We start from the raw sequence: 15,752 nt of genomic DNA on the forward strand, positions 1-15,752 counted from the left end.
GGTCGCGGTCAGTAGGCTCCTTCGCCCTTGGCGACCGTGTGCAGGGTGCGGGTGATGATCGACAGATCCAGTGCCATCGACCAGTTCTCGACGTAGGAGATGTCGAGTTCCACCGACTCCTCGGGGGAGAGGTTGGAGCGGCCGCTGACCTGCCACAGGCCGGTGATGCCGGGGCGTACCAGTAGGCGGCGGCGCATCACGCCGTCGTAGGAGTGCACCTCGCGGCGCACCTGCGGGCGTGGGCCGACGACACTCATCTCGCGGCGCAGCACGTTGAAGAACTGGGGCAGCTCGTCGAGGCTGTACTTGCGCAGGAACCGGCCGATGGGGGTGACGCGCGGGTCGTTCTTCAGTTTGAAGAACAGCGGATTGCCGCCGTTGGCGCTGATCAGCTGATCGGCCTTGCGGTCGGCGTGGGCGTACATGCTGCGGAACTTGATCATCCGGAAGGGCTTGCCGTCCATGCCGATCCGCTCGGAGAGATAGAACACCGGGCCGTGGCTGGTGCATTTGACGGCGATGGCGATGGTCAGCAGCAGCGGGGAGACCAGCAGCACGACCAGCGCGGAGAAGCAGATGTCGAAGACGGCTTTGCTCAGTGACAGCGCGCGGTCGTATTGGGGGCGTTCGATGTGCAGCACGGGCATGCCGCCGAGCAGTTGGGCGGACATGCGGGTGCCGGAGATGTCCATGACGCCGGGGGCGACGATGAGCTCGACACCGAAGGAATCGAGATCCCAGGCCAGGCGGCGGATGTCGCGTGGGCCGAGCCGGTCGGTGGCCATGACCACGACGGTGTCGGCTTCGGTGCGGCGGGCCGCGCGCAGCACCGAGCGGTCGTCGCCTGCGACGGGGATCTCGCGGCCGGCGACGGAGAGGGTGACCGATTCGGCGGGGTCGGCGCCGGTGGAGGTGCACACGCCGACCACGTCGTAGCCGTAGTGGGGGTGGCGGGCCAGGGTGGTGGCGATCGCGGTGGCGGCGTCGACGCCGCCGACGACCAGGACCGATCGGCGGTAGCGGCCGAGGGCGCGGTGGCGGGTGGTGTGCCCGCGCCACAGGGCACGGGTCACCGCCAGGCCGATGAGGCCGAGCGGCATGGACACGATCACGTAGTCGCGGACCTGGTCGAAGTCGGTGACGACGGCGGTGATGGCGGTGACGCCGAAAGCGCGCAGTGTCGCGCCGGCGAGCCTGCGGTATTCCTCGACGAGGCCGGTGTGGTGGGAGCGAGAGTCGTTCCACCCCAACCCGATCGACCATGCCAGGATGATTGCGACGGAGAGCGCGGTGGCGGCGACGGTGCGTTCGGGAGCCCAGCTGAGCAAATTTCCGGCATCGGTGCCGACGGTGACCAGTTGAGCGAGCAACACCGCGGCGGTGACGACGAGGGTGTCGGTGGCGACGAGGCGGCGTAGATAGATGGCGCGCCAGCGGTCACGCTCGCCGGGACGGGAGAAATGCAGATCTACGGCACCGCTGGTGCCGGTGAGATCGAGGACCATCGAGAGAAATACCTAGCTTGAACCTTGAACCGTCGTATTCCGCCCCTGGTGAATAGGGGGACGGAATGCCTGCCTGTGACAGCACGTCCGGCGACGCCATGCGTAGACGATTCGAAGCCGGGCCGATCTGTTGCGAAAGTATTGCCACATAAGCACGTTGGGCACAAGTGCTGGGATGCAGATCACAGTGTGGCGGGATCGCCGCAGGGTACGCGCGTACGTGAGTTACGGCTCAGAGCGGACTCGACGGTGTGATTCAGAGTCCGCCCATGGGGACGAATCGATAGCTATCGGTGTGCTGAGTTCGGATCGGGACGAGCGTCGTCCGAACGAAGGACTCGCGAATTCGGCGTTCGGGTGCTAGCTTTCCGGGGTCGGCAGAGAAGTCGCTTCTCGGGCTGCGGGGCGCCGCCGGCGATTAAGGTTTTGTTCGAGTGGAGCCCGGTGTTGCGTTGTCGTCTGTGTGACTCTTCTCGGTTGAGCAGTGTGCTCGACCTGGGAGCCACACCCCCGTGTGAGAAATTCCTGTCCGCCGAGGAGCTGGACCGGCCCGAACCCACCTATCCGCTGCATCTGCGGGTGTGTGAGGACTGCCTGCTGGCGCAGATCCCGGCATTGATCACCCCGGAAGAGACCTTCACCGAATACGCCTATTTCTCCTCCTATTCCGATTCCTGGGTGCGCCATGCCGGCGAGTTCGTCGCGGGCGCGATCGCGCGGCTCGGGCTCGGTGGCGACTCGTTCGTGGTCGAGGTGGCCAGCAACGACGGGTATCTGCTGCGTCATGTGGTCGATGCGGGCGTGCCCTGCCTCGGCATCGAGCCGTCGGTGAACGTGGGCGCGGCCGCGCGCGCGGCAGGCGTGCCGACCCTGACACGGTTCCTGGATCCGGAACTGGCCGCGCAGGTGCGGGCCGAGCGCGGGCCCGCGGACCTGGTGGTGGCCAACAATGTGTACGCCCACATCCCGGACCTGCTCGGGTTCACCCGCGCGCTGGCCACGCTGGTGGCGGCCGACGGATGGATCTCGATCGAGGTGCATCACGCGCTGAATCTGGTGCGGTACGGACAATTCGACACCATTTATCATGAGCATTTTCAGTATTACACGCTCGATTCGGCGCAGCGCGCGCTGGCCACCGCCGGGCTGGCCGTCGCCGACGTCGAGGAACTGAGCACCCACGGTGGGTCGTTGCGGATCTGGGCCCGCCCGCGCGCGGTCGCCGAGCCGACCGCGCGGGTGGGGCAGGTGCTCGCCGCCGAAGCCGCCGCCGGCCTGCACACCGTCGCGGGCTGGGACGCGCTGCGCACCCGCGCGCAGGCGGTGCGCCAGGATCTGCTGCGGTTCCTGCTCGAGCAGCGGGCGGCGGGCAAGCGGGTCGTCGGCTACGGCGCGCCGGGCAAGGGCAATACGCTGCTCAACTACTGCGGGATCCGGCCGGATCTGCTCGAGTACACCGTGGATCGCAACCCCTACAAGCACGGCCGGTTCACCCCGGGCACCCGGATACCGATCCACGCTCCCGAACGTATCGACGCCGACCGCCCGGATGTGGTGGTGGTGTTGCCGTGGAACCTGGAGGCGGAACTGACCGCCCAACTGGCCCACATCGGTGCATGGGGCGGGCGGCTGGTGTTCCCGATGCCCACGGTGCGGGTCGTCGAACCGGTGGAGGTCGGTGCGCGGTGAAGGTCGTACTCTTCTGCGGCGGGTACGGCATGCGCATGCGATCCGGCGACGGCGACGGCGTACCCAAGCCGATGCAACTGGTCGGCCCGCGCCCGCTGATCTGGCATGTGATGCGCTACTACGCGCACTTCGGGCATACCGAGTTCATCCTGTGCCTGGGCTACGGCGCCCACCACATCAAGGATTTCTTCCTCGACTACCAGGAGACGATGTCCAACGACTTCGTCATCCGCGGCGGCAAGGTGGAATTGCTCGGTTCCGATATCGCGGACTGGACCATCACCTTCGTCGACACCGGCGTGGAATCGGCGATCGGGGAGCGGTTGCGCCGGGTGCGCCCGCACCTCGACGGTGACGAGATGTTCCTGGCGAACTACTCCGACGTGCTCACCGACGCGCCGCTGGACGTCATGATCGAGAAGTTCCGGGCCTCCGGGGCGGCGGCGTCGATGATGATCGTGCCACCGCAGTCGTCGTTCCACTGTGTGGATGTGCTGCCGAGCGGGGAGATCAAAAACATCACCCCGGTCGCGCAGCTGCCGATCTGGGAGAACGGCGGGTTCTTCGTCCTCACCCAGGAGATCTTCGACCATCTTCCCGAGAACGGGGACCTGGTCGAGGACGCCTGCGGGGCGCTGGCCGCCCAGGGCAGGTTGTTCGGCTACCAGCACTTCGGGTTCTGGAAACCGGCCGACACGTTCAAGGAACGCGCCGAGCTCGACGCGGGCTACGTGCGGGGCGAGCGGCCGTGGATGGTGTGGGAGCGTCCGGCGCGGTGATCACAATGACCCCGTCGCGACTCACCGAGATCGCGGTGCTCGGTGCGCATTGTGACGACATCCCGATCGGCATGGGCGCGACCCTGCTGAGCGTCGCCGCCGCCAACCCGGGCCTGCGGGTGCGCGCGCTCGTGCTCTCCGGCGCGGGTACCGACCGCGCCGCCGAAGAACGTCACGCACTCGAATCCTTCTGTCCCGGGGCCGATCTGGAACTGACCGTGCTCGACGTGCCCGACGGGCGCGCGCCAGCGCACTGGGACCGGATCAAGGACGCGCTCGCGGCGTTCCGGGCGGGTACCGAACCGCAGCTGGTGTTCGCGCCGCAGCGCGGGGACGCCCACCAGGACCACCGGCTGCTGGCCGAGCTGGCGCCCACCGAATTCCGTGACCACGCGGTGTTCGGCTACGAGATCCTCAAGTGGGAGACCGACACCCCGCGCCCGAACGTGCTGCATCCGGTGACCCCGCGGATCGCCCGGCGCAAAGCCGAGTTGCTGGCGCGCTGCTATCCCTCGCAAGCCCATCGGGACTGGTTCGACGACGAGTCCTTCCTCGGGTTGGCGCGCCTGCGGGGCCTGCAATGCCATGCCGCGTACGCGGAGGGGTTCGTGGTGGACAAACTGATCGTCGATTTCGGAGGTACGAAGTAGATGCGTGTTCTGGTCACCGGTCACCAGGGGTACCTGGGAACGGTCATGACCCCGGTGCTGGCCGCGCGCGGGCACGAGGTCGTCGGCTTGGACACCGGCTACTTCGCCGACTGTGTGCTCGGCGCCGAACCCGCCGACCCGCCCGGCCCGGCGCTGGATCTGCGCGATGTGCGGGCCGAGCATCTGGCCGGGTTCGACGCGGTGGTGCATCTGGCGGCGCTGTCCAACGATCCGCTGGGGGCGCTGGTCCCGCAGATCACCCACGACATCAACCATCACGCCTCGGTGCGGCTGGCGCGGCTGGCCAAGGACGCCGGGGTGCGCCGGTTCCTGTACGCCTCGACATGCTCGGTGTACGGGGCCGCCGGTGACGGTCTGGTCGACGAGTCCGCGCCGCTGCGGCCGCTGACCCCGTACGCGCAGAGCAAGGTGCGTGTCGAGGGCGATCTGCTGGCGATGGCCGACGCCGATTTCGCGCCGGTGTTCCTGCGCAATGCGACCGCGTTCGGGTTCTCGCCGCGGTTGCGTGCCGACATCGTGCTCAACAACCTGGTCGGGCACGCGGTGCTCGACGGGGTGGTCAAGGTGCTCTCCGACGGCACGCCGTGGCGTCCGCTGGTGCATGCCGCCGATATCGCCGAGGCGTTCGCGGTGTGCTTGGAGGCGCCGGTGGCGAGCGTTTCCGGGCGTGCCTACAACATCGGCACCGAGGTCAACAACCGGACCGTCGCCGAGATCGCCGAGGCGGTGGCCGCGGTGGTGCCGGGTTCGCGGGTCGTCATCACCGGCGAATCGGGGGCCGATCCGCGTTCGTACCGGGTCGATTTCGGGGCGGCGCGGCGTGAGCTCGGGTTCGAGGCGCGCTGGAGCATCGCCGACGGCGCGGCCGAGTTGTACCGGGAGTACACCGCGCGCGGGTTGACCGCGCAGGATTTCTCGGGGCGGTTCGTGCGGTTGGCGCGGTTGAAGGCTCTGGGTGATGCCGGTGCGGTCGACGCCGATCTGCGGCGGGTCAGGGCCGGTGCGTGAGGTGTCCGGAATCGCGCAGTTGCTGCCAGCTGCCCGCGGCGCGGTCGCGGGCGGAGATCGCGGTGACCGGCAGCGGCCATTCGACGGCGAGGTCGGGGTCGTCGTGGGCGACGGCCAGGTCCTTGGCCGGGTCGTGCGGGCGGTCGATGCGGTAGCAGACGTCGGCGGTGTCGGTGAGCGCCTGGAAGCCGTGCAGGAAGCCGGGCGGGACGTAGAGGTGATGGAAGTTCTCGTCGTCGAGGCGGAATGCCTGATGTCGGCCGAAGGTGGGCGATCCGGGGCGGATGTCGACCAGGACGTCGTGGACGGCGCCGTGCGCGCAGCGCACCAGTTTGGCTTCGCCGCGTCCGCGTCGCCCGTGCAGTCCGCGTACCACGCCGCGCCGCGAGCGGGACTGGGAGTCCTGGACGAACCGTGCGGCGGCGCCTGCGCCGTGGGTGGCGTCGAAGATCTCGGCGTCGAAGGTGCGGGTGAACAGTCCGCGTTCGTCGTGGAACGGTTCGGGAATCAGCAGTTCGACATCGGCGAGTTCGGTGGTCTGGATGCGCACCCGGTGATGGTGCCATGAGCGGGATGTGCCTGGGGTGCAGTGGCACGGCGGTGGAGACGGTGCTGGACCTGGGATCGATGCCGGCGGCGGATTGGTTCCCGCCGGTGCAGCAGCCCTATGACCCGGCGGAGGCGGCGCATCCGCTGGCGATGCTGCTGTGCCGGGATTGTGGTCTGGCGCAATTGGGGCAGGACGACACCGTCACCGAGGAGCCGCGCGGGGTGGAGCCGCGCGCGTTGCGGGAGCAGGCCGCCGATGCGGTCGCCCGGGTGGCGGCCGCGGGGCTGCTGCGTGGGCGTACGGTGCGTGAGTTCGGCAGCCCGCACGGGGGCAGTTGGGCGGATCTGCTGACAGCGCGGGGATTCGGCGTGGTCGATGGTGCCGCCGATGTGGTGCTGGACTGTTTCGGGCTGATGCACGAACGCGATCAGCGCGCGGCGTTCGCGCGGCGCGCGGCGGCCACCGCCGACGGCGGGGTGCTGCTGGTGCAGTACCATCCGTTGCACACGATTGTCGGTGGGGATCAATGGAATGCTTTGCGGCACGGGCATTTTGCCTATTACGGGTTGGGGGTGCTGCGGGACATGCTGGCCGCGGCCGGGCTGTCGGTGGTGCGTGCGTGGGACTTCGAGCTCTACGGCGGCACGGTGCTGATCGCGGCCGTGCCCGGGTGGGCGCGGGCCGACGGGTCGGTGGCGCGGGTGCTCGAGCGTGAGGCACCGATGAGCGACCCGGAGGTGGTGCGCGGCCTGCAGCGTGCGGCCGACCGGCAGTGCGTGGCGCTGCGCGCGGCGCTGGAAGCCGAAGCCGGACGCGGTGCGCGGGTGTACGCCTACGGGGCGGCGTCGCGGGCGGTGGCGTTGCTGTGCCGCGCCGGGATCGATCGTTCGCTGCTGGGCGCGGTCGCCGATGCCGCGCCGGCCAAACAGGGCAGGCGGATGCCGGGCACCGACATCCCGATCATCTCGCCCGAACGGTTGCTCGCCGCCCGCCCGGATCGGGTGCTGCTGACCGTGCCGGATCTGCTCGCCGAAGTGGCCGGTCGCCATCCCGAACTCGACGGTCGATGGTTCTTCGCCGACGACGCGCAGCCGGTGGCGGGGAGGGCGCTGTGAACGCACTCGTCTCGGTCTGCGTGCCCGCCTACGACGCCGAACGCACCCTGGAACAGACGCTGCGCTCGATCCTGGACCAGGATCTGGATTTCGAATTGCTGGTGCTCGACAACGCCAGCAGCGACGCCACCGGTGAGATCGCGGCTTCCTTCGACGATCCGCGGCTGCGTGTCGAACGCAACGAGACCACGCTGCCGATCGGTGACAACTGGAACCGCGCGATCGGTCTGTCCACCGGCGACCTGGTGAAAGTGGTGTGTGCCGACGACATCCTGCTGCCCGGTTCGCTGGCCGCGCAGGTGGAGGTGATGCGCGACCCGGTTTTCGCCATCAGCTCCACCCGTTTCCAGGTGATCGACGAGCAAGGCGGTTTGGTCGAAACCGATCTGGGGTTGCCCGGTCTGTCGGGGGTGCACAGTCCGCGAGCGCTGGCGCGCACCATCGTGCGGCGCGGCCCCGCCGACTTCGGGCCGACCGCCGCGGCGATGTTCCGGCGCGAACATTTCGATCGCGTCGGCGGGCTGCGCGGGGATCTGGTGTTCCCGATGGATGTCGACCTGTTCGCCCGCGTCGGCCAGTTCGGCATGTTCTTCGGGCTGCCGCAGGTCGCCGCCGCCTGGCGGGACTCGACGTTCAACCTGTGCAGCCGCACCTCCACGATCAGCAAGCTCACCGAACTGCTGCGTTTCCACCACCGGCTGGCCCGCGACTGCCCGCGACTGCTCTCGCCGATGGACGTGGCCGTCGGTGACGTGCGGATAGCGAGCATGGCGCTGGAACGGTTGCGGGTGCGGGCGGCGTCGGTACTGCGCGCAGGGCGTGGGTCGAGCCGATGACTGTGTCCACCACGACCCGCGTGCACATGAGCGGGTCGGAGTGGTTCGGCGCCGCCGCGGGCGGGCTGAACCGCTATTTCACCGACCTGTACGCCGCGCTCGCAGCGCGCGGCGACCTGTCGGTCACCGCCGCTGCTTTCGGCGAACCGCCCGAGGGCGGATCGTCGTGGGGGCCGATCGGCGGATCGACGCTCGAACGCACCTGGGCGGCGCGGCGCGACCCGGCCGCCCGCACCGGCGAGCCGCTGATCCTGGATCGGCACTTCGCCCTCTACGGGCCGCCGCGCGGCAGGCATCGACTGGTCGTGCACTTCCATGGGCCGTGGGCGGCGGAAAGCCTCGCCGCGGGGGAGAGTTCGGTCGCCGCGCGGGTGAAGTACGTGGTCGAGCGGGTGCGGGCGCTGCGTGCGGACCGGTTCGTGGTGCTCTCGCAGCACATGCGTGATCTGCTGGCCGGCGACTACGGGGTGGACCCGCGGGCGGTCGAGGTGATCGCGCCCGGCGTGGACCTGGACCGGTTCCGCCCGGCCGCCGCCCCCGCCGAGCGGGAGCGCCCGATCGTGCTGTGCGTGCGGCGGCTGGAGAACCGCATGGGTATCGACGTGCTGTTGCGCGCCTGGCGTGCGGTGCGCGCGGCGCACCCGCAGGCCCTGCTGGTGGTGGTCGGTACCGGCACCGCCGAGGCCGCGCTGCGGGCGCAGGCCGCGCCGCTGGGTGCGGCGGTGCGGTTCACCGGGCGCATCGGTGACGACGAACTCGCCGAGCTGTACACCCGTGCCGCGCTGACCGTGGTGCCCTCGGTCGCGTTGGAAGGGTTCGGGTTGATCGCGCTGGAATCGCTGGCCGTCGGGCGCGCCCCGGTGGTCACCGACTGCGGCGGGTTACCCGATTCGGTGCGCGGGCTCGACCCGAGCCTGATCGTGGCGCGCGGTGATGCCGATGCGCTCGCCGAACGCCTGACGCTCGCTCTGGACGGGAAATTGCCCGACGCCGCGGCCTGCCGTGCGCACGCGGAAACGTTCTCCTGGGCTGCGGCCGCGCAACGTCACGCCGCGCTGTACCGGGAGCTGGCCCGGTGACGCGCGCGGTTTTCCTTTCCCACACCGCCGCGCCCTCCGGCGCCGAACTGGCGACGCTGCGGCTGCTCACCGCGCTGCGCGAGGCCGCACTCCAGCACGAGGCAGCGCCCGGTGGTGCGGCGACCGTGCATCGTGACGGGGTGGGGCGAGCGGAGCCGGTCCGTGCATCGATGCTGCTGACCGAAGACGGTCCCCTGGTGGAGTTGCTGCGGGCCCGTGGCATCCCGGTCACGGTGTGCGGCAACGACTTCGACAGCCGCAGTCTCACCATCGCCGGGTCCGGGCCGCTGCGGCTGATCGGCGGTGCGGTCGAGCTGATCCGGTTGGGCAGGCGGCTGGGGGAGTACGTGCGTGCGGAGGACGCCGACGTGCTGGTCGCGCAGAGCACCAAAGCGTTGCTGATGGGTGCGGTGGCGGCGCGGCGGGCGCGGGTGCCGCTGGTGTGGCAGGTGCACGATCGGATCGCGAGCGAATATTTCGGGACGGTGCTGGCGTTGCTGCTGCGGGTGCTGGGCTGGGTCGTGGCGCGCGGCATCGTCGCCAACAGTCGCGCCACTCTCGCCACGCTCTACACGCGCGGACGTGTCGCCGCCGTCGCCTACCCGGGCGTGGCCGATGGTGTCGAGGAGGATCGCGCACCGCAACGCCCACCCTGCGACACCCGTGTCGTGCTGGTGGGACGGCTGACTCCGTGGAAGGGCCACGAGATCCTGCTGCGTGCCCTGCCGTTGCTGGCGCAGCCGCCGCGGGTGGTGACGCTGGTGGGTGGGACGTTCTTCGGCGAACAGGACTACCGTCGCGAACTCGAGCGCGTCGCCGCCGGACTGGCGGTGCCGGTCGAGTTCACCGGCCACGTCGACGACCCCGGCCGTCACCTGCGTGACGCCGACATCGCCGTGCACTGCTCGGTGACCGCCGAACCGTTCGGGCAGGTCGTGGTGGAGGCCATGCGCGCCGGTTGCGCGGTCGTCGCCGCCGGCGCGGGCGGCCCCACCGAGATCGTGCGTCACGAGATCGACGGTCTGCTGGTGCCGCCCGGTGACCCGGCTGCCCTGGCCGCGGCGCTGGACCGGCTCATCGCCGACCCGGCGCTGCGCAGCCGGCTCGCCGACGCGGGCGCGCGGCGGAGCCGGGATTTCTCGATCGCCGAAACCGCGCGCGTGGTGACCGGTCTGCTGCACGCCGTCACCGGGAAGCGGGTGGATGCGTGGTGAGCCTGGCCGATCAGAAGACCATCCCGATCCGCATCGTCGCCCGGCACTATCCGGTGTCGCTGGACGGTCTGCGCGCCCCCGACTACGACCTTCCCACCGAGGTCATCCCTGCCTTCGCCGACTGGCCGACCGAGAAACTGCCGGTTCTGTCGGCGCGCGCGCTGCAGGCCGCCGTCGAGGAGGCCGAGGGGGTACCGCAGTCCCGTGCGCGGGAACTGGCCGGGCTGTTGCGCGATATCGCCTACGTCAGCTTCGGCAAATACGGCCAGTATCTGGTGACGGTGGCGACGCTGCCGTTGATCGCGCGTGTGCTGGGCACCGCCGGACTCGGGCTGCTGGCCATCGGCATGTCCGCCTACTTCCTGGGATCGCTGCTCATCGACCTGGGCATCACCTCGTATATGGCCGCGCGCGTGCAGGAGTCGGGCATGCTCGGGCCCGACGGGCAGGGGGCCGGTGGGCGAGCGTCCGGGGTCGACACCGGGGTGGTCAACCGCATCCGCGGCACCTATCTGGTGATCCGTGCGGCCATCCTCGCCGCGGTCGCCGTGGCCTTGGTGGTCGTGGCCGTCGCCGGGGCGCCCGAACAGCTGACCATGATCGTGCTCGGGTTGTTCGTCGGCGGGTTCTGGTCGATGTCGGAGGACTGGGTGCTCATCGGCCAGGGCCGCTTCGGTGCCTCCACGCTGTATCAATCCATCGCCCGGGTGGGCTATCTCGGATTGCTGCTGGCGTTGCTGCCGAAATTTCCGAGTGCGGTCATGGCGCTGCTGTGCCTGCTCGGTTCGGCGGTGATCAGCGTCGCGCTCACCTGGTGGGACACCTGGCGCACCTTCGGCGCACCGAGCGCGCCGCGCGGGGTGGGGAAGCTGGTGCGTTCGGCGGCGCCGGTGATCAGCGGGCGGCTGCTGACCACCAGCTACGGTCAGGGTGCGGCCACCGTGTACGGCACTGTGCTCGACGCGGTGTCGCTCGGCCTGTTCTCCGCCTCGGACCGGCTGGTGCGCGCGGTGCAGTCGATGCTCGATCCCATCGGGTTCGCGCTGCTGCCGCGGCTGGCCAAACGCGGGAGCGAAGACCGGTTCTGGCCCGACGCGCTGCGGTCGCTGACCGTGTGCGTCGGGGTGGCGTTCGTGGCGTCGGTGGCGCTGTGGGTGAGCGCGCCGATGTTGATCCCGGTGGTGTTCGGGACCGAATTCTCCGACGCGGTCGCGGTGCTGCGGGTGGAAGCGCTGATCCTGCCCGCGACCACGGTGACCTCGTTCGTCACCACCGCGGTGCTGCCGGTGCGGCAGGACACCAACGGTGTGCTGATCGGCGCGGTCGTCGGCACCTGTGTGGCCGGTGCGGCACTGCTCATGGCGGTGCGCACCCATTCGATGTGGACACTGGCAGGCGGCATCGTTGCCGCCGAATGCGCAGTGGCCGTCTGGTATCTAGCGCGCATGCGCGGACTGTTCGTGCGTGAACGAAGAAGGACCCGATGAAGATCCTGTTCCTCGGCGACGACTGGCTCGGCAGCAATGCCCGCTCGCTCGCCGAAGGTTTCCGAGCACTCGGCCATGAGGTGATCGTGATCGACTCCACCCCGGCGACTCTGCCGCCGCGGCTGTCGCCGTCGTGGATGTATGCCAAGACCCACGAGCAGCGTGCACCGTGGACGGTCGAGCGCATCCACACCCGCCTGGAACGCGCCGCCGCGGAACTTCGTCCGGACATGGTGTTCGGGTTCAAGGCCGTGCACCTGGACCAACGGCGGCTGCTCGACATCCCGGCCTCGCTGCACGTGCACTACAGTCCCGACGACGTCGCCAACCCGGCCAACACGACCGCGGATTATCTGGCGCACGAATCGGAATGGGATCTGGTGGTCACCACCAAACGCCACAATGTGCCCGAGTTGCTGGCACGCGGAGCCAAGGAGGCGTTGTTCGTGCGCAGCGCCTACGACCCGGCGTGGCATCACCTGGCCGCGCGGCGCAGCACCCGCCAGTTCCTCGTCGGTTTCATCGGCGCCTGCCGTCCCGACCGCCGCGACGGCATGGTGTCGCTGGCCCGCACCTACGGTGCGCAACTGCTGGTGTGCGGGCCGGGCTGGCGGCGGGTGCGCCGGTTGCGCACCACCCGCGCCGCGGTCACCGCCGGGGTGTACGGCGAGGACTTCTCCATGACCGTGGCGTCGGTGACCGCGAACCTGGTGCTGCTCAACTCCGCCAACCGCGACACCCACACCTGCCGCACCTTCGAAGTGCCCGCGGCCGGCGGGCTGTTCGTCGGCGAACGCACCGACGAGCACGCCGAGCTGCTCGAAGACGGCGCCGAAGCGTTCCTGTTCTCCAGCCGCGACGAACTCGACGACATCCTCGAACGCTGCTCGCAGTTCCCCGACGAGGTCGTCAAGATCGCCGAAGCCGGGCACCGGCGCATCGTCGAAGGCGAACACACCTACACCGACCGGGCGAGGGAGATCCTGCGTGCCGTTCAGTGATCTGCCCGGCGAGGTCACCGGCAACGGTCCGCTGCTGATCATCGTCGCCGCGCTGGCGACGATGATCGTGGCCGGGCTGCTGGTCTCCGGTGTGCTGCGGGTGCTGCTGATCGCCCAGGCCGTGTACTGGTCGATGTCGTATGTGGCGCGTCCGGTGCTGCTGCTGGTGGTGCGTCCGGACCCGCGCTTCGGTGACAACATCGCCGATCCGCGGCTGGCGGAGATCGGCTACGACATCGGCATCGAAGGCGCGCTCGGGCCGGTCGCGTTCGGGCTGTCGGTGTATGCCGCGCTCGTGCTCGCCTATGCGATCTGGGCGCGTCCGCGGGAACGGGACCGCCGCGCGGCGCTGGCCGGGGATCCCGATCTCATCGCCACCCTGTGGGTGCTCTACGCGCTGGGGACGCTGGCCCGCCTGGCCGGCGTCGCGGGTGGTACCGCCGGGCAGGCCGGTGAGGTCGAAAGCGCCTCACCGCTGTTGAGCCTGCTCACCATGCCGGCCACCCTCGGCGCGGTCGGGTTGCTGGTGTTCGTGCGCCCGGTGCGTAACTCGCACACCCTGGCGATCCTCGGGATCCTGATGCTCGGCGAACTGTGGTGGACCACCGCCATCTCCTCCAAGACTCCGATCCTCGGTGCGGCGCTGGCGATCGCGGTGCGGTTCGCGCTCACCGGCTGGACGCGCGGCAAAGTCGGCGGCATCGCGGCGGTGTCGGTGCTGGGGATCGTCGGGTTCGACTGGTTGCAGTCGCTCAAGACCACTCCGTACCTGAAAGCCGAAGCGGCCAATATCGATGCGGCCTACCCGGAGTCGGTGCGCCCGTTCCTGAGCCTGCTGCGCCGCTTCGACCTGCTCGAGGCCGCCACCGACGCCTACTATCTCGGCCCGAACTCGTGGCTGGGTCCCGGTGAGGTGATCGGGCACCTGGCCAAAGCGATGGTGCCCGGACAGCTGCTCACCGAGGAGAAGATGCAGGCGGGCACCGCGTGGGCTGTGCAGGTGCGTGGCGCGTCGGTGGACATGAGTCAGGTGTCGGTGTCGCTGGCCGAAGGCAATGTCGCCGAGGGCTACGTCCTGGGCGGATACACCGGCGTCGTCATCGGCATGGTGTTCACCGCGGTGGTGCTCATCGGCTGGGGCCGGGCACTGTATGCCGGGCATCTGGTGCCGGTGCTGTTCGGCATCGCGCTCATCGAGGTGCCGGTGGTGTTCGAACGCGGCATGCTCGGCAGCGCCGAAACCTTCGGAAAGTATTTGCAAGTCGTCGTGCTGGCCTGGTTGACCCGTCTGGCGGTGGGTCATTGGCGCCGGCACCGGGAACGGATCACCGAGCCGCCGCCGCGGCCGGTGCCGGCGATCGTTGGGAGTGAAGGAAACCGATGATGGAACTGCCCGACTATCTGCGTATCGCGCGCCGCCGCTGGCCGATACTGCTCGCCGGACCGGCGCTGGGCATCGGCCTGGCCGGCTACCAGGTGCAGGCGAGCCCGCAGACCTACACCGCCTCCAGCAGCATGTATGTCTCCATGGCCACCGGCACCTCGGTCGCCGACTCCTACCAGGGTGGGCTCGCCGCGCAGCAGCGCATGCGGTCCTACCTGGAACTGGTCACCAGCGACACCGTCGTCGACCGTGTCATCGGCCAGCTGTCGCTGGACATCACGCGCGGGGAACTGGCCGCCCGGATCAGTGCGGAATCCCCGCCGGCGACGACCCTGCTGCGTGTCTCGGTCACCGACGAGAACCCCGAACGCGCCCGCGTCGTCACCGACGAAGTCGTCTCCCAGATGCGTGCTCTCATCCACGATCTGGAGACCATCGAACGCAGCGCCGCACCGGCCGCCCGCGTCGCCGTCGTCGACCGCGCCGAACTGCCCGCCGAACCCGATGGTGGTGGCGGCACCAGCATGCTCGCCGCGGGCGCGGTCGGCGGGCTCGTCCTCGGCGCGCTCGGCGCGTATCTGCTCGAACGGTTCTCGCGCAGGCCACGCACGCTCGATGATCTCGAACCGTTCGGTGTGCCGCTGCTCGGCGCCGTCGACCTCGGCGGCCCCGCCGAAACCGCCGACCTGCGTGCCCTGCGCGCCCGTCTGCCCGAAACCGCCACACCTCTGCTGATCACCGGCGCGGGTTCGGGCAGCGCACCGGGATTCGCCGCTGCCCTGGCCGCGACGCTGGCCGCCACCGGGCGGCGGGTGCTGCTGATCGACGCCGACACCACCGGCGCCGGCACCGGCACCCTGCTGCCGGTCACCGCGGGGGACTGGCCGATCCGGGAAGCCCATCTCAACAAGTCCGCCGTCGCCGCGGGGCACGACTACCTCGAGAACGCGACCCTGCGCACCACCAAGATCGACCTGCGCAACATTCCCGCCGCCGCACCGGTCGACGAACCGACCAGCGGCCCGCGCATCCCCGGCGGACTCGACCTGGTGTTGCGCGGCGAAGCCCGCCTCGACGACGCCACCACCCACTGGGCCGCGCGTGGCATCACCGTGCTCGCTCTCGGCGCCGCCGACGCCCGCACCCCCGACCTGATCGCCTCGGCGCGTTTCACCGCGCTGCTCGCCGACGCCGCGACCCGCTACGACCAGGTGATCGTCGAAACCGCCGCGCCCGCCGACGCCGCCGACGCCACCGCCGTGGCGGCCCGCAGCGCGGGTGTCCTCGCGGTCACCGTGCTCGGCGAGGCCACCACCGGACGGATCGAACAGGACCTGGCCGCGCTGACCGACGCGGGTGGGCGGCTCACCGGGCTGGTCGCCGTGCCGTCCAGGCGGACCCTGTGGCAGCGGGTGACCCGCCGCGGCGCCGGCG

Annotated in this window: 14 protein-coding genes; 12 read left to right on the top strand and 2 right to left on the bottom strand. The window is 70.0% G+C overall.

Going from position 1 to position 15,752, the window contains the following annotated elements; genetic code table 11:
* Nucleotides 1-8 precede the first annotated feature (8 nt).
* A complete protein-coding gene (locus ON26_RS11490) occupies nt 9-1,505 on the bottom strand; it encodes a sugar transferase (RefSeq protein ID WP_040796040.1) in 1,497 nt (498 codons plus the stop codon).
* 447 nt (nt 1,506-1,952) lie between these two features.
* Between ON26_RS11490 and ON26_RS11495 the strand changes: the two genes are divergently transcribed.
* The 4 genes from ON26_RS11495 to ON26_RS11510 are packed head-to-tail and all read left to right on the top strand — an operon-like array spanning nt 1,953 to nt 5,652.
* Nucleotides 1,953-3,194 carry a class I SAM-dependent methyltransferase gene (locus ON26_RS11495; protein ID WP_040796075.1) on the top strand — a complete coding sequence of 414 codons (1,242 nt, stop codon included), beginning with the start codon at nt 1,953-1,955 and terminating at the stop codon, nt 3,192-3,194.
* Nucleotides 3,191-3,973, top strand: coding sequence for a glycosyltransferase family protein (locus ON26_RS11500; protein ID WP_040796041.1), 783 nt, complete (start codon nt 3,191-3,193; stop codon nt 3,971-3,973). Before ON26_RS11495 ends, ON26_RS11500 begins: the two co-directional genes overlap by 4 nt.
* Before the next feature lie 5 nt (nt 3,974-3,978).
* Entirely contained in the window at nt 3,979-4,623 is a 645-nt protein-coding gene (locus tag ON26_RS11505; protein ID WP_040796076.1) for a PIG-L deacetylase family protein, read from the top strand.
* On the top strand, nt 4,624-5,652 hold the full coding sequence (locus tag ON26_RS11510) for an NAD-dependent epimerase/dehydratase family protein (RefSeq protein ID WP_040796042.1): 1,029 nt from the start codon (nt 4,624-4,626) through the stop codon (nt 5,650-5,652).
* Here the strand turns inward: ON26_RS11510 and rfbC are convergent.
* Entirely contained in the window at nt 5,636-6,202 is a 567-nt protein-coding gene (rfbC, locus tag ON26_RS11515; RefSeq protein ID WP_040796043.1) for a dTDP-4-dehydrorhamnose 3,5-epimerase, read from the bottom strand. The genes ON26_RS11510 and rfbC overlap by 17 nt on opposite strands.
* 14 nt (nt 6,203-6,216) lie before the next feature.
* Here rfbC and ON26_RS11520 point away from each other — a divergent pair, with 14 nt between their 5' ends.
* The 8 genes from ON26_RS11520 to ON26_RS31605 form a co-directional block, all read left to right on the top strand.
* A complete protein-coding gene (locus tag ON26_RS11520) occupies nt 6,217-7,317 on the top strand; it encodes a class I SAM-dependent methyltransferase (RefSeq protein ID WP_040796044.1) in 1,101 nt (366 codons plus the stop codon).
* Complete coding sequence (locus ON26_RS11525) at nt 7,314-8,153, top strand: glycosyltransferase family 2 protein (protein ID WP_040796045.1); 840 nt, start codon at nt 7,314-7,316, stop codon at nt 8,151-8,153. Before ON26_RS11520 ends, ON26_RS11525 begins: the two co-directional genes overlap by 4 nt.
* 26 nt (nt 8,154-8,179) lie before the next feature.
* Complete coding sequence (locus ON26_RS11530; protein WP_040796077.1) at nt 8,180-9,232, top strand: glycosyltransferase family 4 protein; 1,053 nt, start codon at nt 8,180-8,182, stop codon at nt 9,230-9,232.
* Entirely contained in the window at nt 9,229-10,446 is a 1,218-nt protein-coding gene (locus ON26_RS11535) for a glycosyltransferase family 4 protein (protein WP_040796046.1), read from the top strand. Before ON26_RS11530 ends, ON26_RS11535 begins: the two co-directional genes overlap by 4 nt.
* Nucleotides 10,447-10,661: 215 nt before the next feature.
* A complete protein-coding gene (locus ON26_RS11540; RefSeq protein WP_040796078.1) occupies nt 10,662-11,933 on the top strand; it encodes a lipopolysaccharide biosynthesis protein in 1,272 nt (423 codons plus the stop codon).
* Nucleotides 11,930-12,934 carry a CgeB family protein gene (locus ON26_RS11545; RefSeq protein ID WP_040796047.1) on the top strand — a complete coding sequence of 335 codons (1,005 nt, stop codon included), beginning with the start codon at nt 11,930-11,932 and terminating at the stop codon, nt 12,932-12,934. Before ON26_RS11540 ends, ON26_RS11545 begins: the two co-directional genes overlap by 4 nt.
* Complete coding sequence (locus tag ON26_RS11550; protein WP_085998992.1) at nt 12,921-14,318, top strand: hypothetical protein; 1,398 nt, start codon at nt 12,921-12,923, stop codon at nt 14,316-14,318. The genes ON26_RS11545 and ON26_RS11550 overlap by 14 nt, the downstream gene beginning before the upstream one ends.
* Nucleotides 14,318-15,752, top strand: a 1,435-nt coding sequence (locus ON26_RS31605; protein WP_051026949.1) for a hypothetical protein, incomplete at its 3' end; no start/stop codon positions are given. The genes ON26_RS11550 and ON26_RS31605, both read left to right, overlap by 1 nt.

This window comes from Nocardia higoensis NBRC 100133 (assembly GCF_000308595.1).
Lineage (GTDB): Bacteria > Actinomycetota > Actinomycetes > Mycobacteriales > Mycobacteriaceae > Nocardia > Nocardia higoensis.

Bases quoted from the DNA above. Each gene is read 5' to 3' on its own strand.
- ON26_RS11490 (WP_040796040.1), bottom strand. From the start codon at position 1,505: ATGGTCCTCGATCTCACCGGCACCAGCGGTGCCGTAGATCTGCATTTC.
- ON26_RS11545 (WP_040796047.1), top strand. From the start codon at position 11,930: ATGAAGATCCTGTTCCTCGGCGACGACTGGCTCGGCAGCAATGCCCGC.
- ON26_RS11505 (WP_040796076.1), top strand. From the start codon at position 3,979: ATGACCCCGTCGCGACTCACCGAGATCGCGGTGCTCGGTGCGCATTGT.
- ON26_RS11520 (WP_040796044.1), top strand. From the start codon at position 6,217: ATGAGCGGGATGTGCCTGGGGTGCAGTGGCACGGCGGTGGAGACGGTG.
- ON26_RS11510 (WP_040796042.1), top strand. From the start codon at position 4,624: ATGCGTGTTCTGGTCACCGGTCACCAGGGGTACCTGGGAACGGTCATG.
- ON26_RS11530 (WP_040796077.1), top strand. From the start codon at position 8,180: ATGAGCGGGTCGGAGTGGTTCGGCGCCGCCGCGGGCGGGCTGAACCGC.